This window comes from Verrucomicrobium sp. BvORR106, from assembly GCF_000739655.1.
Lineage (GTDB): Bacteria > Verrucomicrobiota > Verrucomicrobiia > Verrucomicrobiales > Verrucomicrobiaceae > Verrucomicrobium.
In genome coordinates this window covers 176,971-198,223 of the sequence record NZ_BATR01000112.1, presented here as the reverse complement: position 1 = coordinate 198,223, position 21,253 = coordinate 176,971, and the positions used below count along the sequence as shown (strand labels likewise).

General features: G+C 59.6%; 18 protein-coding genes. 8 read left to right on the top strand and 10 right to left on the bottom strand.

Annotation, left to right across the window (positions count from 1 at the left end):
• Window positions 1-14: 14 nt before the first annotated feature.
• Window positions 15-3,080 (top strand): efflux RND transporter permease subunit, encoded by a 3,066-nt coding sequence (locus BV106_RS20310; RefSeq protein ID WP_038167598.1) that lies wholly within the window; start codon window positions 15-17, stop codon window positions 3,078-3,080.
• A gap of 414 nt (window positions 3,081-3,494) precedes the next feature.
• Here BV106_RS20310 and BV106_RS20305 read toward each other — a convergent pair whose 3' ends face one another.
• On the bottom strand, window positions 3,495-5,615 hold the full coding sequence (locus tag BV106_RS20305; protein WP_265595890.1) for a TonB-dependent siderophore receptor: 2,121 nt from the start codon (window positions 5,613-5,615) through the stop codon (window positions 3,495-3,497).
• A gap of 268 nt (window positions 5,616-5,883) precedes the next feature.
• Here BV106_RS20305 and BV106_RS20300 point away from each other — a divergent pair, with 268 nt between their 5' ends.
• The 3 genes from BV106_RS20300 to BV106_RS20290 all read left to right on the top strand — a co-directional run bounded on the left by BV106_RS20300 (window position 5,884) and on the right by BV106_RS20290 (window position 10,895).
• Window positions 5,884-8,652 carry a tetratricopeptide repeat protein gene (locus BV106_RS20300; protein WP_038167596.1) on the top strand — a complete coding sequence of 923 codons (2,769 nt, stop codon included), beginning with the start codon at window positions 5,884-5,886 and terminating at the stop codon, window positions 8,650-8,652.
• A 63-nt stretch (window positions 8,653-8,715) separates the two neighbouring features.
• A complete protein-coding gene (locus BV106_RS20295; protein ID WP_038167594.1) occupies window positions 8,716-9,453 on the top strand; it encodes a glycosyltransferase family 2 protein in 738 nt (245 codons plus the stop codon).
• Entirely contained in the window at window positions 9,450-10,895 is a 1,446-nt protein-coding gene (locus BV106_RS20290; RefSeq protein ID WP_265595889.1) for a glycosyltransferase family 39 protein, read from the top strand. The genes BV106_RS20295 and BV106_RS20290 overlap by 4 nt, the downstream gene beginning before the upstream one ends.
• Before the next feature lie 27 nt (window positions 10,896-10,922).
• Here the strand turns inward: BV106_RS20290 and BV106_RS20285 are convergent, their stop codons facing one another.
• The 3 genes from BV106_RS20285 to BV106_RS20275 form a co-directional block, all read right to left on the bottom strand.
• Window positions 10,923-11,186 carry a DUF4880 domain-containing protein gene (locus BV106_RS20285; protein ID WP_038167589.1) on the bottom strand — a complete coding sequence of 88 codons (264 nt, stop codon included), beginning with the start codon at window positions 11,184-11,186 and terminating at the stop codon, window positions 10,923-10,925.
• 160 nt (window positions 11,187-11,346) lie between these two features.
• Window positions 11,347-12,702, bottom strand: a complete 1,356-nt coding sequence (locus tag BV106_RS20280; protein WP_051946101.1) for a HAMP domain-containing sensor histidine kinase — start codon at window positions 12,700-12,702, stop codon at window positions 11,347-11,349.
• On the bottom strand, window positions 12,699-13,379 hold the full coding sequence (locus BV106_RS20275; RefSeq protein WP_038167588.1) for a response regulator transcription factor: 681 nt from the start codon (window positions 13,377-13,379) through the stop codon (window positions 12,699-12,701). Before BV106_RS20275 ends, BV106_RS20280 begins: the two co-directional genes overlap by 4 nt.
• 306 nt (window positions 13,380-13,685) lie before the next feature.
• Between BV106_RS20275 and BV106_RS20270 the strand changes: the two genes are divergently transcribed.
• Window positions 13,686-14,108 (top strand): EamA family transporter, encoded by a 423-nt coding sequence (locus BV106_RS20270; RefSeq protein ID WP_038167714.1) that lies wholly within the window; start codon window positions 13,686-13,688, stop codon window positions 14,106-14,108.
• Between the two features lie 57 nt (window positions 14,109-14,165).
• Here BV106_RS20270 and BV106_RS35930 read toward each other — a convergent pair whose 3' ends face one another.
• Window positions 14,166-14,369, bottom strand: coding sequence for a hypothetical protein (locus BV106_RS35930; RefSeq protein WP_051946100.1), 204 nt, complete (start codon window positions 14,367-14,369; stop codon window positions 14,166-14,168).
• 152 nt (window positions 14,370-14,521) lie between these two features.
• Window positions 14,522-14,866 carry a response regulator gene (locus BV106_RS35925; protein ID WP_051946099.1) on the bottom strand — a complete coding sequence of 115 codons (345 nt, stop codon included), beginning with the start codon at window positions 14,864-14,866 and terminating at the stop codon, window positions 14,522-14,524.
• 506 nt (window positions 14,867-15,372) lie between these two features.
• Between BV106_RS35925 and BV106_RS20260 the strand changes: the two genes are divergently transcribed.
• Together BV106_RS20260 and BV106_RS20255 are read left to right on the top strand one after the other, a co-directional pair.
• Entirely contained in the window at window positions 15,373-16,314 is a 942-nt protein-coding gene (locus BV106_RS20260; RefSeq protein ID WP_038167586.1) for a hypothetical protein, read from the top strand.
• Between the two features lie 97 nt (window positions 16,315-16,411).
• Complete coding sequence (locus BV106_RS20255; protein ID WP_038167585.1) at window positions 16,412-17,266, top strand: glycerophosphodiester phosphodiesterase; 855 nt, start codon at window positions 16,412-16,414, stop codon at window positions 17,264-17,266.
• A gap of 36 nt (window positions 17,267-17,302) precedes the next feature.
• Here BV106_RS20255 and BV106_RS20250 read toward each other — a convergent pair whose 3' ends face one another.
• The 4 genes from BV106_RS20250 to BV106_RS20235 form a co-directional block, all read right to left on the bottom strand.
• Window positions 17,303-17,677 carry a cation transporter gene (locus tag BV106_RS20250; protein ID WP_265595888.1) on the bottom strand — a complete coding sequence of 125 codons (375 nt, stop codon included), beginning with the start codon at window positions 17,675-17,677 and terminating at the stop codon, window positions 17,303-17,305.
• Between the two features lie 57 nt (window positions 17,678-17,734).
• The gene (locus tag BV106_RS20245) at window positions 17,735-18,445 is read right to left on the bottom strand and encodes an SCO family protein (RefSeq protein ID WP_038167582.1); all 711 of its coding nucleotides are present in this window, start codon (window positions 18,443-18,445) and stop codon (window positions 17,735-17,737) included.
• Between the two features lie 4 nt (window positions 18,446-18,449).
• Entirely contained in the window at window positions 18,450-18,944 is a 495-nt protein-coding gene (locus tag BV106_RS20240; RefSeq protein ID WP_051946098.1) for a cytochrome c, read from the bottom strand.
• A gap of 241 nt (window positions 18,945-19,185) precedes the next feature.
• Complete coding sequence (locus BV106_RS20235) at window positions 19,186-19,644, bottom strand: hypothetical protein (protein WP_038167580.1); 459 nt, start codon at window positions 19,642-19,644, stop codon at window positions 19,186-19,188.
• Between the two features lie 664 nt (window positions 19,645-20,308).
• On the opposite strand from BV106_RS20235, the gene BV106_RS38720 reads away from it, so the two are divergent.
• A complete protein-coding gene (locus BV106_RS38720; protein ID WP_265595887.1) occupies window positions 20,309-21,073 on the top strand; it encodes a response regulator transcription factor in 765 nt (254 codons plus the stop codon).
• Window positions 21,074-21,253 lie beyond the last annotated feature (180 nt).

The window sequence follows — 21,253 nt, the reverse complement described above, 5'->3', positions numbered from 1 at the left end:
AACGATTCGACGCTATGCTCAATTCCCTGGTCTCCGGTGCGTTGCGATTTCGAGTGCTGGTGGTGCTTCTGGCGGTCGTCCTGCTGGTCTTTGGCCTGCAATCCGTGCAGCACGCCCCATTGGATGTATTCCCTGAGTTTGCGCCTCCCCTCGCCGAGGTGCAGACGGAGGCCCCCGGCCTCTCTACCGAGGAAGTGGATGCCCTGGTCACGGTGCCACTTGAGCGGGCTCTGACCGGCCTGTCCTGGCTGAAGACTGCCCGATCCAAGTCGGTCCTCGGTCTCTCTTCCATCGTCCTCATCTTTCATGATGGCACGGACCTCCTGCAGGCCCGGCAGATGATCACGGAACGGCTGGCCCAGATGCAGGGGCGGCTGCCTGCCGTGGCGCGCACGCCCGTACTGTTATCTCCTCACTCCTCCCTGAGCCGGGTCATGAAGATCGGCCTCACCTCCACCACACTCAGCCAGCAGGATCTCAGTGAGCAGGCCCTGTGGACCATCCGCCCCCGACTCATGTCCATCCAGGGTGTCGCCAACGTAGCCATCTGGGGTCAGCGGGACAAGCAGTACCAGGTGCTGGTGGATCCGGAGAAACTGCGCGCCCTCGGCGTCACGCTGGATGCCGTGATCCGTGCCGCGGGAGACGCCGCCACCGTAGCGCCTGGCGGGTTCCTGGACAGTCCCAACCAGCGTCTCGCGGTCCGCAACGCCGCCTCCATCTCCCATGTCGATGACCTCGCCAACAGCCTTGTGGAATCACGCAACGGCGCGCCCATCCGTTTGCGGGATGTCGCAGACGTTCGTATCGGTCATCCGCCACCCGTCGGGGATGCCATCATCAATGATCAGCCCGGCCTCCTCCTCATCGTGGAGAAACAGCCTTGGGGCAATACGTTGGACGTGACGCGAATGGTCGAACAGGCGCTGGATACCTTGAAGCCCGCCCTTCCCGGAGTGGACATCGACAACAAGATCTTCCGGCCCGCAACCTTCATTGAGACCTCTCTGGAAAACCTCGGTCATGCCCTCTGGCTCGGCTGCCTCCTCGTCGTCGTGGTGCTGCTAGTGTTCCTTTTCGACCTGCGCACCGCCTTCATCAGCCTCACCGCCATCCCGCTTTCCCTCCTCGCGGCAGTGCTGGTGCTGCGCGCCTTTGGCGAGACCATCAACACCATGGTCCTTGCCGGTCTGGTCATCGCCCTGGGTGAAGTGGTGGATGATGCCATCATCGACGTGGAGAACATCCACCGCCGGCTCCGGCTCAATGCCCTGCTCCCCAAACCGCGATCCAAATTCAATGTCGTACTCAAGGCCTCCCTGGAAGTGCGCAGCGCGGTGGTTTACGCGAGCATCATTGTGGTGCTGGTCATGCTTCCCGTCTTCTTTCTCGGCGGCCTGGCGGGGAGCTTCTTCCGCCCCCTGGCTCTGGCCTATGTGCTCAGCATCCTCGCCTCTCTGGTGGTGGCGCTCACCGTTACCCCGGCCCTCAGTTTCCTCCTGTTGCGCAAGATCCCTGCCCGACCGAGAGAAAGCCCGCTGCTAAAAGGCCTGCAGTGGCTCTACGCCCTCATCCTGCCCCCCATTCTCAAGATCCCACGACTGGCCCTCGTCGCCGTGCTCCTGGCGATTGCTGGGGCCGGCTACATGGCCTCCAGGTTCGGCGAGGAGTTCCTGCCCAACTTCCGTGAGCGAGACTTTCTCATGCACTGGGTGGAGAAGCCCGCCACCTCGCTGGACGCCATGACCCGCATCACCGTCCAGGCCAGCAAGGAGTTGCGGGCGATTCCAGGAGTCAACCACTTCGGCTCCCACATCGGCCGTGCCGAGCTGGGTGATGAGGTGGTGGGCCCGAACTTCACCGAGTTGTGGATCTCCCTGGACCCCTCGGTTGACTACGACGGGTCTCTGAAAAAAGTCCAGGAGGTGGTCGATGGCTACCCCGGACTCTATCGGGATGTGCAGACTTACCTGCGGGAACGGGTGAAGGAAGTGCTCACCGGGGCGGGAGCCAGCGTGGTCGTCCGGTTGTTCGGCCCTGACCTGGATGTGCTCCGGGCCAAGGCAGAGGAAGCCCGCGCCGCCATGAGCACGGTTCAAGGAGTTACCGCTCTCAAGGTGGAGCCCCAGGCCATGGTGCCCCAGGTGCGCGTGCAGATTCGCAACGAGGCCGCCTCCGCCCTGGGGATCAGTTCGGCGCAGATCCGCCACGCGCTGGGCGTCTTCGTCAAAGGCCAGAAGGTGGGAGAAGTGTACGACCAGCAGAAGGTGCATGAAGTGGCCGTGTGGGGCACTGCAGAGGTGCGCAATGATGCCACCGTCCTGAACGAACTGCTCATCGACCTCCCCGGCGGCGGACACGCCCGTCTCGGAGACGTCGCAGACATCAGCATTGTCCCCACACCCAACGAGATCAAACGGGAGGCCGCCTCCCGCCGGCTGGACGTCACCTGCAATACCTCCGGGCGCGATCTGGGTGCGGTGGTCAGGGAGATTCAGGAGAAGGTCTCCGCCATCCAGTTCCCGGAGGGATATCACCCCGAGTTCCTCGGTGAAGACGCCGCCCGTCGCGAGTCCCAGCAGAGGATCCTGCTCCTCAGCATCGCCTCCCTGGTGGGAGTGCTGGCACTGTTGCAGGCAGACTTTCAGTCTCTGCGCCACACTGCGCTCATGGCGCTGTCCCTGCCCTTTGCCCTCATCGGCGGCATCATCGCCGTGTGGTGGACAGGCGGGATCCTTTCGCTCGGTTCCCTCGTGGGTTTTGTCACGGTGCTGGGCATCGCCGCGCGCAATGGCATCATGCTGCTCAGTCACTACCAGCACCTTCAGAAAAAGGAAGGCGTGCCTTTTGGTCGGGAACTGCTGCTGCAAGGCGCGCGCGAGCGTCTCTCCCCCATCCTCATGACCGCCACCTGTGCGGCGCTTGCCTTGATCCCTCTCGCATGGAAGGGCCATGTGCCAGGGCATGAAATTGAGCACCCCATGGCAGTCGTCATCCTCGGCGGCCTGGCCACCTCAACCTTGCTGAACCTTCTGATCCTGCCCTCCCTGTATGGCTGGGTGGGGGCGAGGAAACTGTGAGGCCCCGGAGCGCGATGACGCATCCGCCATGCCGGTGGCAGGAATGCCACTTCAGGAGGGCCGAAGGTCCGGCTTCATAGCAGCCTTGGGCAACGCCCAAGGAATAGATGTCCCCATCAAACCTTGAGGGCTGAAGGCCCGGCCCCATCAAACCTGCCCACGATGAGCATCCCTGAATGACGCCGGGCCTTCAGCCCTCACCATCTAAAACTAACGCCAACCTTGGGCGTTGCCCAAGGCTGCCATCACACCGGGCTTTCAGCCCTCAGCGAGTTCGCAGAAGGGAGATCATCGTTCTCGCCATTATCCCCTGCCATCACTCCACCGCTCCATCTCCCACAAAAAAATCCAGGCCCCCATGAGAGGGCCTGGATCCAAACAACAACTGATGAACTGAATGAAGAAACCTTACCTTTAGAACCGGACGGTGACGCCAACGCGGAGCGCGACGGGTGAGCCAGGGGTGATGTTGTTGTTGTTGTGCGCGGTGCTGTAGTACTCCGTGTCGAAGATGTTCTCGACGTTGACCTGGGCGCTCAGGTTGTCGTTGAAGCGATAGAAAACCGCCGCATCAAAGCGCACGAAACTCGGCACGGTGACGGAGGTGTCAGCCGCGGCGTAGATTTCGTCGCGGTAGATGGCACCGATACCCACACCCCAATGTTCATTGAAGTCGTAGCGGTTCCACACCGACACCGAGTGCCGCGGGAGCTGCTGGATCGGAGTCCCTGCGGCGATTGCGCCGCTCGCGGCTTGGGTTTCGCCCTCTTGATAGGCGTATCCGGCGGTGATGCTCCAGTTGTCGGTGATCTGACCGGCAAGACCCAATTCGATGCCCTTGACCTGCTGTCCATCGACGAGGATGAGCTTGGTGGAATCGTTGGGATCAGCGATCGCCTGATTGGAGCGGTCCAGCTGGTACGCAGCGGCCGTGAGCGACAGCCCAGGGGTCACATCCCACTTCACACCCGCTTCGAAGTTCTCAAACTCTTCAGGCTTGAGTGCAGCGTTGGTGACGGAGAGGGATGCCAGCTGTTCGCCAGCGCGCGGCACGTACGACAGGGTATAGCTGCCATAGATGGAGAGATTCTCGACCGGCTTGTAGATCAGGCCCGCACGAGGGGACCACAGATCATCAGAGGTCTCGATATCTTGCCCGCTACGGTTGTTGTGGAAGTCCACGTCCAGCAGATCAACACGCAACCCTGCCACCAATTGGAGCTGGGAGGTGAACTCAATCTGGTCCTGCAAGTAGAACGCGACACCCGTGGCCACGCTGTTGTTGTCGGCATCGCTGTCGCTTTGGCGGAAGAAGAGCGGCCCATTGTAGCGAGGATTGTAGGCAGACACGCTGCCCAGCGAAGTATTCGCGGTGGAGCTGGAATAACCCGTCTCACGGAAGTTGTCGGTTTCCTGACGGCTGAACTCCACGCCGGTCAGCAGGGTGTGCCCGATGGGACCGGTGTCGAAGTTGAACACCACATCCGTCTGGTTGATGAAGTTCTCACGCTCCGTCGCGTTGTTGTAGGCGCTGATGGGGACCAATCCGCCGTGCACGGCACCGCCTGCAAAGACGTTCTGGTAGAACTTGTCGTAGTTCGAGTAGCGGGTGGCGTTGCGCAGCGTCGTCCCATTTTCAAACTTGTGATCGATCGAGGCCGTGAACGAGAACACGTCCACATCAGTCGGGCTGCGGTCCGGATCACCGAAGAAGGTGGACTCCTCGGTCTGGAAAGGCCTGCCATTCTGAGAGGGAATGCCACGGTCAGCAGTGCGCTCGTCATGGAAGTACTCAAAGCCGACACGAAGCGTCGTGTTCTCAGAGATCGCCAGTCCAAAGGTGGGGTTCACGCCGATGCGCTGGTTGTAAACACCATCGCGATAGGAGTCTGAGTCTTCAAAGAGCCCGTTCAGACGAAGGGCGGCAATGCTGCTCAACGACTGGTTGAGATCAAGAGTACCGCGATACTGGTCCCAGGAGCCGCCGAGTGCCGAGAACTCGTAGAAGGACTTGCCATCAAGCACGGCTTGCTTGGAGACGCGGTTGAGGACCCCACCGGGGCCCCCACGGCCGAAGATCATTCCGCTGGGTCCCTTGAGAACTTCAAGGCGCTCAATGTTGTAGAAGTCGCGATAGTACTGGGCATCGTCGCGCAGACCATCGATGAAATAGTCTCCAGTGGAGCTGTTGCCGCGAAGAACCACCGTGTCGCGGTTGCCTTCACCTTGGGCAGTGCCCACACCAGGAACGTAGCGGACGGCGTCACCAATGCTGGTGACCGCGGTGTCGCTGAGGAATTTTTCCGTCAGGACGGTGACCGATTGAGGCGTGTCAATGAGCGGTGTGTCCGTCTTGGTGGCCGTAGTGGTCCGGGTGACGGCATACGGCGTGTCCCGTGTTGCTTCGACCACGACCGGCGGGAGCGTGGTGGCGGAATCACTTGGAGCCGGGGCGTTTTGGGCGTGAACCACTGCCGTGGTGGCAGAGATTCCGAGCAGACTGACCGCGAGCAGTTCGCCTTTCGACCGTCTCAAGAGACGAGCCCCGGGTTGCTGGGAGTGGGTTGTGTGGTTGAGCCAATGTTTAGCCATAGACCCCGATCATTGACCAATGATGGCTTCGATCAATTTGCTATTGCGACGCCATATCATTTGTTAGGTTTCTGTTAGTTTCTTGTTAGAAATTCGCGCCATGGAGGGAGATGACGGAAGCGTTAGGATGATGTCACCATCTGGTTAATCGGGAGTGGTAGAGGAATGAGTATAGCCGCCTCATCCGTGGAGGTGGGTTTCCCGCAGCCAGATGCAGTTCCTCACCTCCCTCGACACCACGCTGTTAAGAGCCATCAACCAGTCGATGGCCAATCCGCTCTTCGATGTCCTCATGCCGTTCATGAGTGGCAACACGGCGTTCTTTCCCCTGTTGATTGTGCTGGCCACCGTGGCCATCAAATTGGGTGGCACTCGAGGAGCGTTCATGGTCGCCATGATGGCACTCGCAGTGCTGATCGCCAGCAACTGGGTGTGCGCCCCGTTGAAGGAGTTGTTTATGCGACCCCGACCCGCCATGACGCTCTCCGACATCCGGTTGCTCACGGGCAATGGTCAGGGCATGACTTCCCTCCCCTCCTGTCATGCCACCAACTGGGGTGCCATGACCGTCGTAGCCTGGCTGTTCTATGCCCGCACCTGGCGTCTCATGGTGCCACTGGCCCTGCTGGTCGCGACGTCCAGAGTTTACTTGGGGGTGCACTATCCCTCTGACGTGCTTGCCGGGCTGGTCATCGGTGGGGTCACAGGCTGGATCGTCACGCACGGTCTGGATAAGATCTGGCAGGCAGCAGGTCGCTTGCTCTTCCCCTCGTGGTGGGCACGCCGCCCCTCCCTCTTGAAAGCTGGGCCAAGCAGCCCCCCCTCCAATCTTGCTGAAGCATCCTCCGTCAGCTGGCGGCACGCTACTTGGGCCCTGCTGTTGATCCTTTTTGCCACTAGGCTTGCCTACATCTCCAGTGACGTCATCGGCCTCAGCGAAGATGAGGCCTATCAGTGGATGTGGAGCAAGCATCTGGACTGGGCCTACTACAGCAAGCCTCCCATGATCGCGTGGGTGCAGTGGCTTGGCACTCATCTCTGGGGGGACACCGCCTTCGGCGTCCGCTTCATGTCACCTGTGCTGGCACTGGCGTTTGGCATCATGGTATGGCTGTTCCTGCACCGTCGGACGAGTGAGCAGTGCACCTTCTGGGTCCTTGCGGCCATCTCTGTCACCCCTCTCTTCGCAGTAGGGGCTACGCTATTGACCGTGGATGCTCCCACGGTGCTCTTCCACACCGCGGCTGTCCTCTCGGTGTGGATCGCAATTGAACGAAAGAGCTATGGCTGGTGGATCGCCAGCGGGATCGCCATGGCCCTCGGATTCCTCAGCAAGTTCTTCTCTCCCTTCCTCTGGTTGGGCCTGCTTCTGTTCGCGTGGTGGACGCCCGATTTCCGCCAACGCATCGGCTGGAAAGGGCCAGTTACGGCTTTCCTGCTCAATGCTCTGGGAACGGTGCCAGTGATCCTCTGGAATGCTTCCCACGGCTGGATCACCGCCACTCATCTTCAGGAACGCGGTGGCCTGGACCATGTTGCCGGACTTAATCTGGAACATCTGCTCACCTTTCTCGCCTCCATCGTCGCATTGCTGAATCCGGTGTTCTGCATCGCGATCGCCGTGGTCGTGTGGGGTTTCGTCCGGCTCAAGGAGAAGCCGCCGCTGTGGAAGTTCCTCTTTTGCTCCACAATCCCCGTCCTGCTGTTCTACACCTTGCTGGCCTGCCGGGCCAAAGCCCAGCCCAACTGGATCGCCCCGGTAGCGCCGGCGCTTTTTGTCTTTGCCGCACTGGCGTGGCACGCCCGCTCACAGGTCAACCACGCTCTGACGAAGCGCTTCCTCGTCACAGGGCTTGTCCTAGGGTTCCCTGTGGTGCTCTTCCTCCACGACACGCATCTTCTCACCAAGGCCTTTGGCGTCACGCTGAGTGAGAAGTCAGACCCGCTCACCCGCGTGCGGCAGGGGCAGCCTCTGGCTGAACTCGTGCAAAAACAGATGAAGATCCTGGCCAGGGAAGGACCGCCGGTGTTCATCATCTCAGACCACTACGGACGGGCCAGTCTGCTGAACTTCTACCTGCCTGATGCGCAACGGGTCCTGCCGGAGGACCAGTTGAGTTATGTCCTCAATACTGACAAACCCCAGAACCAGTACTGGTTTTGGCCCAGCTACGAATCACGCACGGGTGAAAACGCCATCTTCGTGATGAATACCGCCAATCCCAGGAAAGCGCCCAAACAACTGGTCCAGGATTTCTCAAGCGTCAACAGCATGGGCACCTTCACACTGCGCAGTGAAGGCAGGGCGGTGGGCCATGTCCAACTCTTCGCGTGCCACGGCAAGAACCCCCCCGAACCCGCGAATCCTGCGCCGAAAAAGACCGAACCTTCCATTGAAGACGATACGGCGGCAGGAGTAGCGCTCTACTCTGCCCACAGGTTCGAGGAAGCCGTGCGCCATTTTCAGAACGTGGTCCGCCGTAGTGAGCAGATGCTGGGGCCGGAACACCAGCAGACCCTGGCCAACCGCAACAACCTCGCCAATGCCCTCAATGCCATGGGCAGGTCTGCCGAGGCTGAAACCGAACACGGCATGGTCCTGGCCATCAGAGAGCGCCTCATGGGGCCTGACCATGCAGAGGTCCTCATGAGCAGAAACAATCTCGCCACCGCCTTGCTGACGCAGGGCAAGGTCACTGAAGCAGAAGCTCAGTACAAAATCACTCTGCGCACTCGCGAACGTCTGCAAGGGCCGGACGGATTCGATGTGCTGAAAACTTGCTTTGCACTGGCAGCCTGCCTGGAAGCCCAGCAGAAGCAGGCAGAGGCATTGGCATGGGCCAGAAGAGCGGAAACAGGTTGGGGCTCAACCCTTGGTCCCGCCCATCCTGCCACGATCAGCGCCAGGGCGGCACGCGAGAGAATCGAAACATCATTGAAGCAGAACGAGACTGCCCACGGACCAGAGCCCGGCAGATAACTGAACCGTTAGGTGCATGTCACCATCGAGTTAGGACAGGGTGTCAGATTGTGATCATCCTCCATGTCACGCTCCATCCCGCCTGCTGCTCCACCCCAGAAGATATCCGTTGTCGTCCCCTTCTACAACGAGGGAGAGAGCATCTCCGCCTTGCTGGAAGAACTTTGCGAAGTCCTGGATCGCACCTCCGCCTCCTGCGAGATCATCGCCATTGATGATGGCAGCACGGATGACACCTTCGCCATCCTCCAGGCCTTCGCTCTGCGCTGGCCTGCCCTGAAGTTGGCGAGACACCTGCAAAACCAGGGGCAGGCCTCAGCGTTATGGACAGGGTTCAAGCTCGCTTCAGGTGACGTCGTCGTCACCCTGGATGGCGATGGTCAGAATGACCCCCATGACATACCCGGCTTGGTCAGCAAGCTGGCGGCTGATGAAGCCGACATGGTCAGCGGGTACCGCCAGCAGAGGAAGGACTCCCTGGTGCGCAAGCTGATGTCCCGCACTGCCAACGCCGTTCGCAGCAGCCTGCTTCACGATGGTGTGCATGATGCAGGCTGTGCGCTCAAGGCCTTCCGCCGCGCGGTGGTCTCCAGCTTTGTCCCCATCCGGACCTTGTATTCCTTCATGCCCGCTATGGCGGTCGCCGCCGGCTTCCAGGTGGTGGAAATGCCGGTGAACCACCGGGAGCGCAAGGCGGGGATCTCCAAGTACGGATTGCGCGTCATGTTCTGGCGTCCAGCCCTCGATCTCCTGGGTATGTGGTGGTTCAGAAGCCGTCGGCTCAAGGAGGCCTGCCTGTGAAAAAGGCAACCTTCGAGTTGTTTCAGCGATACGCCTGGCTGCTTTGCAGCGCGGCGGTACTGCTCGCCTTTCTGGGCACCCGCGGGCTCAATGAACCCGATGAGGGACGGTATGCCGAAATTGCTCGCGAGATGGCGCAGAGTGGTGACTGGCTGGTGCCCACGCTCAATGGCTTTGAGCACTTTCAAAAGCCACCCCTCATCTACTGGCTCACAGCCCTGAGCATCCGGGTTTTTGGAGCCAACGAGTGGGCTGCGCGGCTCCCCTCGGCGCTGGCCGCCCTGGGCACCATCTGGCTCACGTATCTGATCGCACGGCGTCTCTGCTCTGAGACCATGGCCAGAAACGCGGCTCTCATCCTCGTCTCCAGCGTGGAGTTCTTTGCCCTGGCCAGACTGTTGACGCCGGACATGACTCTCACTTTCTGGATCACCGCCGCCATCGCCGCGTTCATCCACCGGCGGCACTGGCTGTTTTTTGTGGCCATGGGTCTGGGATTCCTGACCAAAGGTCCCATGGCCGTGGTCGTGCCGCTCTCTGCCGCACTGGCCTGGCAGATCACCGCCCGGGGCACCCCGGAGGTCCGGCATCTCCCGTGGGGTCGCGGCACCCTGGTCGTCCTGGGGGTCGGACTTTCATGGTTCATCATGCTGAGCATTCAGAGCCCGGAGCTGCTCAGCTACTTCTGGAAGTACGAGCTGGTCCAGCGGTTTGCATCTCGAACTCATGGTCGCTCCCAGCCCTGGTGGTTCTTCCTCCCCGTGATCACCCTCGCCCTGCTTCCGTGGACCTTCTTCCTGGTGAAGCCCCTTCGCACCTTCTGGCACAGGTGGCAGACTGGCACCGTTTCTCCCCCGCAGGCCCTGCTGGCGGGGTGGGCGGCAGTGCCCTTTGTCATCCTCACCTGCAGCGGCTCCAAGCTGGTCACTTACGTACTGCCCCTGCTCCCGGCTCTGGCGATCGCCATCGGCTCCAGCTTTGCCTCAACGCGAAGAGTATGGAAGATTGCCGTGCCCGCCATGGCTTGTTGGCTCCTCGCTGCCATCAATGTGGACCACTTTGGCCCCTATCTTGCAAGGCAGGCCTCCGTAAAAGACCTCGCCGAAGCACTGGAGGCGGAAGCAAACAGTGAAGACGCCATCCTCTTCACCTGCGGAGTACGCGCCCATGGGTTGGCCTTCTACGCGGAAGAACTCGTCTCCACCACCAAAGGGGACGCGGACATTGTCCTCCCGCTCGCGCCAGCACAGTCGGCACGGGTGTTTCGCAACGCCCGACACTGCCTCGACACACTCTCCACCGGAGAGCTGGCCTACGGCATCGTTGACCAGGAACGTTTTGCCAGCTCCTTCAAACCAAAGGGATGGCGGGCCTTGCGCACAGAGGGGGACTTTGTCCTCATCACCAACCGCGACTCGAGGTCTTTGGTCCAGACCCGGTGAGCACCCACCATCATCACCCGGGCCCACCTACGAGCCCTCAGCCATCCAACTGCTCAGAAGTTCCTTTCTCGACATCAACGTCAATGTCGCCTGGGCGGCGTCAAACTCCCCTTGGTGAATGGGACTCTCCTCCAGCCATGCCTGCAAGGCAGCCGCATCCTCCTCAGTCCACCTTGATTCATCCAGACTGCGCACGAGCCAGATGATGGCCATTTCTGTGGCCGGATGCATGAGAAAGCTGTCATGGGAATCTGGCCCCACCGAGTACATGTCTAGATTGGGCTGGATCATGATCCTTCACGGGTTGATGGCACGACGGCACGCGATCCCCACTACACCGCAGTGGGCAGCGCGTCGCACGGCTCCACCAAAACTCGCCGCTACGGCTGCTTTCTTCCAATTACAATCTTGTTAGGAACTGGCCTGCGCGAACTTTGCAAAGGCTGGGGACCTACTCTCGCCGCCGCGGAAGACGGATCTCAAACTCCGTCCAACGGCCATCTGAGCCCTCCAGCGTGACATCGCCTCCATGCGCACGGGCCAGTTCACGGGCCAGGCTCAGGCCCAATCCCCGCCCCGGGATGGGGGCGGAGTGCTCTTCCCGGTAGAAGCGCTCAAACAACCGCTGCGAAGCCACTTCATGGCAGGCCAGGCTCGTGTTGGCGATCCGGATCACCACAAACTCTTCCTCCTCACGCACCGTCACCTTGATGGTTCCCTGGGGGAGGTTGTACTTGATGGCATTATCCAGCAGATTGTGGATGATCTGGGTGAAGCGGCTCTTGTCCACCGGCATCATCAGTTCCGCAGGGATCTGCGCCTCAAAGGTCAGGCTCTCATCCCCAGCCATGATCACCGCATCCTCCAGGCAGGACTCAAGAATCTCGGAGGCGTTTTGCATGGCAAAGTCCAACTTGAACTGCCTGGCATCCATACGGGAGAGCAGCAGCAGATTTTCCACGATGGAAGCCAGCAGGGTTGTCTGTTCCAACAGGGAGTTGATGGGAGGCTTCAAGCGACTGGGTACCTCTGAAGACTCCAACAGATCTTCCACCCCGGCACGCAGCAGCGTCAGCGGTGTTTTCAGCTCATGAGAGGCATCCGCGCTGAAGCGTGTGGCCTGATTGAAGCTCACGTGGAGCCGGTCCAGCATTTCGTTGAAGACATTGGTCAGGCGCCCGATTTCATCCTGAGTGGTGGCCTCAGGGAGTCGCTTCCCCAGATCCGCCGCCGTGATCTGCTCCGCCGTTTGAGCCAGGAGGCGAATCGGAGCCAGCGCCTTGCCAGAGATAAAGCGTCCCCCAACAAAGATGACTGTCAGCAAAAACGGCAGGGCAATGAGATAGGCCACGGCCAGCTCCCGGGTCGCATCATACACCTCGTCCAGATCCATGCCGTAGCGCACGACCATGCCCTTCGACTGGGTGACCAGCACCCGGACCGGCTTGCCTTTGAGCTGCACATAGCTGAACCCATGTGGCAGGCTTCCCAGCACATCGCCCCCAATGTTGGGCGAACGGTACAAGACCACGCCCTGGTCGTCCTCTATTTCGACGAACCGCTCAGGCTGCCCACCGGGGTGAAAGACCTTGATGGCGGTCTGTTCAACGTTCCACTGACTGTCCCCCCGATGTCTCGAGGCCATGTCGATGAAATGCCGTGACGTCCCCAGGAGCCGCTCCTGCGTAGCCTCGATCTGCTCATGATAGACATGAATGAGTGTGAAAATGCCGGTGGGAACAAGCGCCACCGCCACCACCAACGCCGACCACAGCGCGATCTTGAGCCTGAGCGGAAGCTTCTTCACGGGAGGGAATGCGCTTTAAATGAATAGCCAACTCCCCGGACGGTGTGAATCAGCCGCTCCTCCCCTTCCTCTTCAATCTTCTTCCTCAGTCTCTGAACATAGACATCTACGACATTGGTACCCGTGTCGAAGTGGTAGCCCCAGACATGCTCGCACAACGACGTCCGGGAGTGCACCCGCCCGGGAGACCGCATCAGGTACTCCAGCAGCGCATACTCCCTCACTGCCAGATGAATCGTCCTGCCCGCGCGCACGACATCTCTGGTGATGAGATTCACGGACAGATCCGCCACTTGAAGAATGACGTTACGCTCCGGGGTGGAACGTCGGTTCAGCGCCGCCACCCGGGCCAGCAACTCTCTCATGGCAAAGGGCTTGCCCATATAGTCATCCGCCCCAAGTTCCAGCCCCTCCACCCGCTCCGACACTTCGCCACGTGCCGTGAGGACAAGGACCGGCGTCGCCACATGACGCTCACGCAAGAGCTTGAGCACGCTCAGTCCATCGCGGCCCGGCATCATGATGTCCAGGATGATGGTGTCATAGGCATTGGCCAGAGCCAGCCGGAGCGCGTCGTTTCCGTTGTGCACCTCTTCCACGGCATAGCCCGCCTCAGCCAGCGCCTTGCTGATGAAGCTGGCGACTTTCTTTTCGTCTTCGACTAGCAAGATGCGCATGGGGTAACTTCAAGGATCTGTCAATGCCAGCCCCCGGCCCAGGTTTGGGAAGCCCGCTCAGGGTGCCACAACACCATCAAACTACTGACAGTCTTTGCAAACGGGAAGCCCAATATCAAAGCCTTGTCACCTCCCGCCCCCCCTCCGGCAAACAGCCTGGGACAGAGGGATTGACCACGAGAGAGGCCAAGTTGTTTCACGTAACCTCAAGATTCTAACAGAATTGTAATGGTTGATTTAGCCTCCTGTCATCACAACATCCTGCTCATTCTTGACAGGACCGCCCGGTTGTGGGCGAACTGGGACATGAAAAGCTGGCTCGTCTATGCAGTCATCTCCATGGTCTTCGCAGGCTTGACTTCCGTGGTGGCAAAGATCGGCCTGACCGGCGTCTCCGCCGAGCTGGGCATTGCGGTACGGACCTGCTTTGTGTTCGCCTTTGTGATGGCTTTTTCTACCTGGGCCGTGCCTCCCGCGCAACTCCACACACTGACCGGTGCGAACTACCTCTGGCTGGGCATTTCAGCCGCCACCACCACCGTCTCCTGGATCTTCTACTACAAGGCGATCAAAGACGGAGACGTCTCCACCGTGGCATTGATCGACAAAGGCAGCGTCGTCATCGCCGTCCTCCTCGCCTTCCTCATCCTCCACGAAAAGCCCACCGGCAAAACCCTCACCGGCAGCGCCCTGATCCTGGTCGGCCTCCTAGTGATGGCAAAACGATGACGTGTAGCCCCCTCTGATCTGGCCTGGTCAGGGCTTCCGAGGCTACATCGCCCTCCCCTACACCAGCCACCAAAAGATCACGACACACGCAGCGGCGAAGGTGCCGGCGAGGACGAGGCCGGTATTGCGGCGGCGCCTGATGTAGAGCAGGAGGCCGAGGCCGGTGACGGACACGAGGGCCATGGCGGTCTTGGGGCGGATCTCCAAGGACTCATACTGCTGCCCCCACACCTGCTCGATCAGGGCGGGGCGCGTCAGCACCTCCTGAAGACTTCAGCATGCACTCCAGCAGGGCGAACTCCCGCACTGGCAGGTGAATGACATTGCCCCCCGCTTCACCTCCCACGTGACCATGTTCATCGTGAGATCGGCAATCTGCAACGTGGTGGCCCGGTCCGGCGGCGCCCACCGCGTCAGCGCCGATACCCTCGCCAGCAGTTCCCGCATGGCAAAAGGCTTTCCCATGTAGTCATCGGCCCCAGCTCAAGTCCCTCGATGCGCTCCGAAGTCTCACCGCGGACGGTAAGAAACAGCACCGGCGTCAGAATCTGGCGCTCCCGCATCTGCTTCAGCACGCTCAGACCATCCCGCCCTGGCATCATGATGTCCAGCACCACAGTGTCGTAGGGGATCTTCTTGGCCTGCGATAGCGCCTCATCACCATTGTAAACCACGTCCACGATGTACCCGGCCTCCGTCAAAGCCTTCGCAATGAACCGGGACACCTTTTTTTCGTCTTCAGACAGCAGGATGCGCATGAAAGCGCCACTCGCTGCATGCCAAGCCCGTCCTGCAAGCGGGATTGCGACCTTCGGCAAGACGAAGAGTCATCGCCCACGCCCGGCAGCGGTGCCAAACGTCTTCCTTGCGAGACAGCGTCCGATATGTCACTGCGCACCTGCGCATAAGCAGAGCCGCCCCCCTCATTTGACGGAGCACCAGTCGATAGCGGGCGCAAGTTGAAGAGTGCGTTTCATGTGTGCATATTTGCATCTGGGTTCTTCTGTCATTCGAATGAATTTCGAGTATGCCACCCTAAACTTGATGATCTTGTCCGTGATTGCATTGTTGGATCGTTTTCAGCCGAACAGAATCAAATTTGGCAAGCTTGCGGGAGGCATCCGTGCTGGTGTCACAGGCCCCCTTTGCCACCCAATGCCAAAACACCCGAATTTGGCCGAGGCTGTAAGTTGGCCCACCCCTGCCCCATCCAATCGTATTGGGCTGCGGAGAAGCACAATTACTGAATACCCACGCTGAGTCGATGACTTCCCATTCAGGAACTGCGCTCGACCGGGAAGATCGGAGCAATCGCCTCGTCGATTGCTTTTTCTACGGGAACTACTTTTTAGGTGTTTGCGCGATTGCTCAGGTTATTGAAACCACCGCGTTGCTCAAGCTGCCAAAGAGCAACGTTTGGCTGCTCAATTTCGTCTTCGCCGCAACGGTTCTTTTTTATACCTATCCATACGTCAAGCGACGATTGCCAGAGAACAACAATCCTCGGACTCAGTGGTACCGTCGAAATTTTACTTTCGTATGTGTGAGTCAGATCATTCTGACGATATGGCTCGCCGCTGGGGGGATGGCATTTTTCTGTACACACTTTGATGCGCTTCTGCAAATGAGCGTGTGGGAATGGGGATTGCTCTCCGTCTTTCCTGTAGCCAGCGCCTTCTACTATGGAGCAAACGTGCTGTCGCTCCGCGTCAATTTGCGGCGGGTGGGCCGGCTAAAACCCTTCCTCATCGGATTCGCGTGGGCGGGCCTGACTTTTGTATATCCCATCTTGTTTGCCAAGATCCAATACAGTCACAGTCTCAATTTCACATGGTTTCCGTACATGTTATTTATGAAAAATTTCATGTTCATGTCCATGATTGCGATCCTCTTTGACATCAAAGACAAGGTGTCTGATCGCGGAAGCGGTCTTGACACCTGGGTTGTCAAGCTCGGGCTACGAAAGACTCTATTCCACGTCACCCTCCCACTAACAGCGTTGGGAGTTCTGACCTTTCTGTCCTATGCGGTTACACAAGGTTTTTCGAGCATCCGCATGCTTCTTGTCCTGATTCCTTTTGTCCTTCTGATGCTGGCAATAATTTCGCTGAGGAGGCCACGTTCGCTTTTGTACTATCTAGTCGTGATAGACGGGCTGATGCTTGCCAAGGCACTTTTTGGGATTGCGGCTGCTGGATTCGAATAGGACATCCAATCAGTTGTGTCTCGGTAGGAAAGGCAGGGCGCTTCTCGCAACAATTTACCTATGCGGAGCGTTTGAGTGATCACCACTCCAACTCTCCATGCATCTTTCCCGGTATTTTGGCACTTTTCTAATCACTTTCGCCCTGCCCTTTCTGATCGCTCCTGATGCCCCCGCATCCGAATATCAGGGGGTGCGCGTGATCGCCCATCGCGGTGCTGGCCATGAATTCGATGAAAACACCCTCGAGGGCTGCCAGCAAAGCTACGGGCGTGGGCTGCGGGGCTTCGAGGTGGACATCCGTCTCACCAAGGACGATCAGCTCGTGCTCATGCATGATGCTGAGTCCTCCCGCACGACCAAGGGTACGGGAAAGATTGAGGAGCTCACCCTCGCCCAAGTTCGAGAGCTTCGCACCAAGGACCACGGAGTCCCTGTCCCCGCGATGGCAGATCTCGTGGCGTATTTCAAAGACAAGCCGGATGTCACGTTGCTGCTGGAGTTGAAGACTTCAGACACGAAGGTCTATAGCGAGGAGAGACTGGCGACCTACGGACGCCTCGTGGCCGCAGCCGTGAAAGACCTGCCCAAGGGGACCTTCTGGTTCACGTCCTTTGACCGTCGGGTTCTGGCACTCATGAAGCGGCTGTTGCCCGAAGCGCCTACCGGGCTCCTCACCGGAACGCCTCCGACTCCGGCCTTCATTCAGGAAGCACTCGATCTGGGATGCGGCAGGCTTTCAGTGTCTCTGGATCACACCAACCGCCAATACGCACACGAGGTGAAGAAAGCCGGTCTCCAGATTTCACTCTGGCCCATCCGCTCCAAGGAAGACGCCGATCTCGCGGTCATGCTGGGGGCCAACATCCTCTGCACGGATGTTCCAAGCGACTTGCTGGCATCCCAGCGCAATCAGGCTGCGCCTCCGAAAGGAAGCGCCCCCGAGCGGAAATAGCAAGCTGGCGAGCGCCTCCATGAGTCGGATCATCCCCTACCCCTTCCGCTCAAACTGGTGAATCGCAAACTCCTTGGCTGACTCACCCAGCACCGATATGGCCGCCTCCTTGGTCAACTCGGGGGAAATCGACTGCACACGCAGGGCCTGTACACCGAGTTCGTCGGTGGCGGTGATCTTCACACTTGAAACACCTGGCAGTTTACCCAGCGCCGTCTTCACTTTGGTAGAGCAGGCGCTGCAGAAGACACCGCTGATGCGGCCCTCATAGGTGTAGACGGTCTTGTCCTCTGCCTTGGTGCCCATCACCAGCGCAGTAAGAACGCACAACAATATGGCGAGCCGAATCGGCATCGCGTACACCCCCCTGTTCATTCCGGGGTTCACCCCATCCTTTGTGTTCCTTTTCATATTTGTTTTCATGATCTAATTCCAGTTCACTTAAGTTGATTGACTGACACCTGACATTCACAGCTCCGGATCTTCCAATAGACGCCTGACGTCGCTATCCAGCCGCTCGCAAAAGAGACTCGAGATCTCAGGCTGCGGATGAAACACTTCGTAATAACCGCGAACCCATCCTCGCCGATCTACCAGCACGACACGGAGATCGTGCTTGTACACATCCAGCGGATTGAGTCGCTCATCCGGCGGGATGGTCTCGGGGCCATTCATACCGAGCCCCTTTTCCATGAATTCCCAGAGCCTGGCTTGGATTCCCGTGAGAAACCACCAAGACGAGGATTTCCCTGCGCCCAGGCCCTCTGCATAGGAAGCCAGCACTTCAGGGGTATCGCGGTCCGGCAACACGGTGATTGAGACCAATTGGAAATCACTACGGCTGCTGTGCTTCAGGTGCAGGTTACGCAGCTGTCCCATGACAGCCGCGCAGCCATGCGGACACACCGTGTAAAGGCAGGCAAAGACTCGCACCTTTCCTTCCAGCTCGGCGGCGTCCACCGTACGCCCATCGCGCTCCACGGCCTGCAGGTTGCCCTGCACCTGCCGGTAATGGGCGGGTGGTTCTGGCCCTGGCCTCCCCTTCTGAAGCGCCGTGTGCAGGAGCCACGACAACCCCAGCAACACCACGCACACCCCGGCAATGACACTCCAGTAGAAGGCGGGCCGTATTGGCACCCGGACATCGCCAGCGGACATTCCATCAGTCTCTTGGTTCATGAGCTTACTCCACCGGAATCTTCAAAAGTTCGGCCTCCGTCCATGGACCACTGCGCGAGGCCTCGGCCTGGCGCACCACCCCCACTTCCGCGGCGGTCACGGCCGGAGTCCCCGCGCCGAACGCAGCCCGCACGTAGGTGAGCACATCCGCCACCTGTGCATCCGTCAGAGTGCCCTGAGGTGGCATGATGGGTGCTGGGGTGGCAAACGGCTTGCCGTTCACCGAAATGGGACCAATCAGCCCATGCAAGACCATACGGATCAGACGGTCAGGCTTCTTCGCCGTGACCCAGTCAGATCCGGCCAGGGGCGGAAACATCCCCGGGATACCCGCGCCGGTGGGCTGATGACAGGCAAAACACACGGTGGCATACACTTGCTTTCCTGCCAGTTTCTGGGCCACTTGCGCCGGTTCCTGGCCGGGCAGCACCGTGGAGATGAGAACAAGGAAAAGGGTTGGAACGGCTGAACGAATCTTGAGATAGTCTCGGTACAACATGGCAATCAAATGGGCACAAAGCGTTGGGCTCAGGAGCATTTCCATCACGAGGACATGACACCACCTGGGCGTGAAGAGTCCGAACCTCTCTCGACGAGCAGGTTCCAGACGATAGTCAGATGATCCAAACGAGACGCTCGCAGCTCGATCCCCATCCCCACCGTGCTTACGGAAGATCATGGCCCTCCCGAGGGCAATCGACACAGGTACGTGGAAACTAATGCAGCAACGAGCTGGCGTCTCAAGCTCCGCCTCGGGGCGGCGGCGTGGCCGGCCCGTCGATGTGTTGGGCGAAGAACGATCGCGGTGCCGAGAATCCCATCGACACCTCTCCGCAGATCCAGGGCGGCTCTGGCAGATCCAGCGCCACCGCAGAGGCCATCAGCCAGGAACCAGGCTGATCAGCCTTGGGCAGGGACGTTGGCCTCTGTTTCTCTTCCTGAACGCGGCCGGCCTTGATCTTGAGGCACATCGGGCAGGGATGCTCCCCGTCCAACGTGTTAAGAACGGCCTCTACCAAACTGCGATCTTGCGAGTAATCCCGCAACATCTGCGCCCACGCCACCATCTGCATGACGCCCCAATGCCCACCCACCAAATGCAGGGCAGCAATGAGACACAGCAGAGATTGCAGGTAACGCTTCACAACGGCGGCAACGATGGTTAGCAGCGGCTCGTTCGTCAACGGGAAGTTGCCCATGGTGGAGAGTCACATGCCTCTCGCGAACGGGTCGGAGTTCTCACCCATAACATGCTGTCACCCACCGCATCCTCTCCTCCACCCCAGTAAAACAAGGCAGGAAACACATCCCGTTCAGCAAATCATCGCAAAACCATCCTTCATTCAGACCTCATGGACGCGACAAATTGCCGCCCGCTCCGGTGCCCCCCTGTTCACGATTCCCACGCTGAGCTTTCCTCATCATCCCAATAAACCAACGCTCCTCTGCGGGTGCAAGGGGACACGGTACTTCTATTCATTCGGAAAACCTTTTTGCAGCCACCCATTTTCCCGGATGTTTCCGCTGGCACTCTCACGCGCCACGCCCCCCGTTTTGTGTCGCCATCGAACTGGCCTCCATTGGCCAGAGAGGCAATCATTGATGTCGTCTTCGTCAAAGTTCAGCGTCTGCGCCCGCCCCACATCTGGTGCCATGCCCAGGCGCTCCGCCACACGGTCGATCGCGATCTCAGCCGTTCGGCCTCCCGGCACCTCTACCCGGCCTCTCTGCGCTGACGCGCGGATTCTCCGACACTCGTTGCTCTCCCTACTCGGCGCGGCTCCATGTCAATTATTTTCAAAGTTTATGTTTTCCCCGGCCAATGCCCCATGTTACAGCGAATTCCAGGCACCTGACTCCTTCATGAACTCCATCACTCCAGCGTCTGAAGAGGCGCTCTGTGCCCTCCCCCAGACACAAAAGCTCCTCATCGTAGATGACCACCCCGCCTTCCGCAGCGGGCTCGCGGCAATCGTGCGCCGGGTGGGGGAACTCACCATTTGCGGTGAGGCAGGGAATGCGAAGGACGCGATGGAAGTGTTCCACGCCTCCCAGCCAGACATGGTGGTGATGGACATCTGTCTTCCCGATACCAATGGCATCGAGCTGACCCGCCAGATGTGTGAGGAGCGCCCAGACGTCCGGGTCTTGATCCTCTCCCAACATGAGAACCCGCTCTACGCGGCGAAGGCCCTTCGTGCAGGGGCCCGAGGCTATCTCCGGAAGGACGAAGGCCTCGCGGAGTTGGCACTCGCCTTGCGACGGGTTAGCCGGGACCGGCTCTACGTGAGCAAGCGCTTCCACAGTCACCTGCTGCTGGACGCCATGGCCAAATCTGACTCCCCCCCGGCGGACCTGCTCGCCAGCCTTTCCCCGAGGGAGAAAGAAGTGTTCCTGTGCGTGGGTCGAAACCTGGCCACCCAGACCATCGCCCAGGAGCTCGGCATGGGCATCAAGACAGTCGAAACCCATCGCGCCAGCATCAAGAAAAAGCTCAATCTCCCCAGCGCGGCAGAAGTCGCCAGCCTGGCGCGCGACTGGTTCAATCTGGAGAACTTCACGGACGTCAAACCGCACTCTCAGACTGATCTGGGCTTTATTCAGCCACAAAGCGCCGTGCCCGCCTGACGAAAAGCTCGGGAGTTCCTCTGATCGTCCACCTTCAGCAGGTGCCACCATGTTCCAGCAAGGGGAGTGATTCTCCCCAAAATCGGAACCAGCACCATCATGGAACCGATCACCAAGACCATCGATATCGAGCGCTCCCTGCGGACCTTGTACAACCAGTGTCCACAGTTCGAGGCAGTC

Bases quoted from the DNA above. Each gene is read 5' to 3' on its own strand.
- BV106_RS20310 (WP_038167598.1), top strand. From the start codon at position 15: ATGCTCAATTCCCTGGTCTCCGGTGCGTTGCGATTTCGAGTGCTGGTG.
- BV106_RS20300 (WP_038167596.1), top strand. From the start codon at position 5,884: ATGCAGTTCCTCACCTCCCTCGACACCACGCTGTTAAGAGCCATCAAC.
- BV106_RS20295 (WP_038167594.1), top strand. From the start codon at position 8,716: ATGTCACGCTCCATCCCGCCTGCTGCTCCACCCCAGAAGATATCCGTT.
- BV106_RS20285 (WP_038167589.1), bottom strand. From the start codon at position 11,186: ATGATCCAGCCCAATCTAGACATGTACTCGGTGGGGCCAGATTCCCAT.
- BV106_RS20275 (WP_038167588.1), bottom strand. From the start codon at position 13,379: ATGCGCATCTTGCTAGTCGAAGACGAAAAGAAAGTCGCCAGCTTCATC.
- BV106_RS20270 (WP_038167714.1), top strand. From the start codon at position 13,686: ATGAAAAGCTGGCTCGTCTATGCAGTCATCTCCATGGTCTTCGCAGGC.
- BV106_RS35925 (WP_051946099.1), bottom strand. From the start codon at position 14,866: ATGCGCATCCTGCTGTCTGAAGACGAAAAAAAGGTGTCCCGGTTCATT.
- BV106_RS20260 (WP_038167586.1), top strand. From the start codon at position 15,373: ATGACTTCCCATTCAGGAACTGCGCTCGACCGGGAAGATCGGAGCAAT.
- BV106_RS20255 (WP_038167585.1), top strand. From the start codon at position 16,412: ATGCATCTTTCCCGGTATTTTGGCACTTTTCTAATCACTTTCGCCCTG.
- BV106_RS20250 (WP_265595888.1), bottom strand. From the start codon at position 17,677: ATGAAAAGGAACACAAAGGATGGGGTGAACCCCGGAATGAACAGGGGG.
- BV106_RS20245 (WP_038167582.1), bottom strand. From the start codon at position 18,445: ATGAACCAAGAGACTGATGGAATGTCCGCTGGCGATGTCCGGGTGCCA.
- BV106_RS20240 (WP_051946098.1), bottom strand. From the start codon at position 18,944: ATGTTGTACCGAGACTATCTCAAGATTCGTTCAGCCGTTCCAACCCTT.
- BV106_RS20235 (WP_038167580.1), bottom strand. From the start codon at position 19,644: ATGGGCAACTTCCCGTTGACGAACGAGCCGCTGCTAACCATCGTTGCC.
- BV106_RS38720 (WP_265595887.1), top strand. From the start codon at position 20,309: ATGAACTCCATCACTCCAGCGTCTGAAGAGGCGCTCTGTGCCCTCCCC.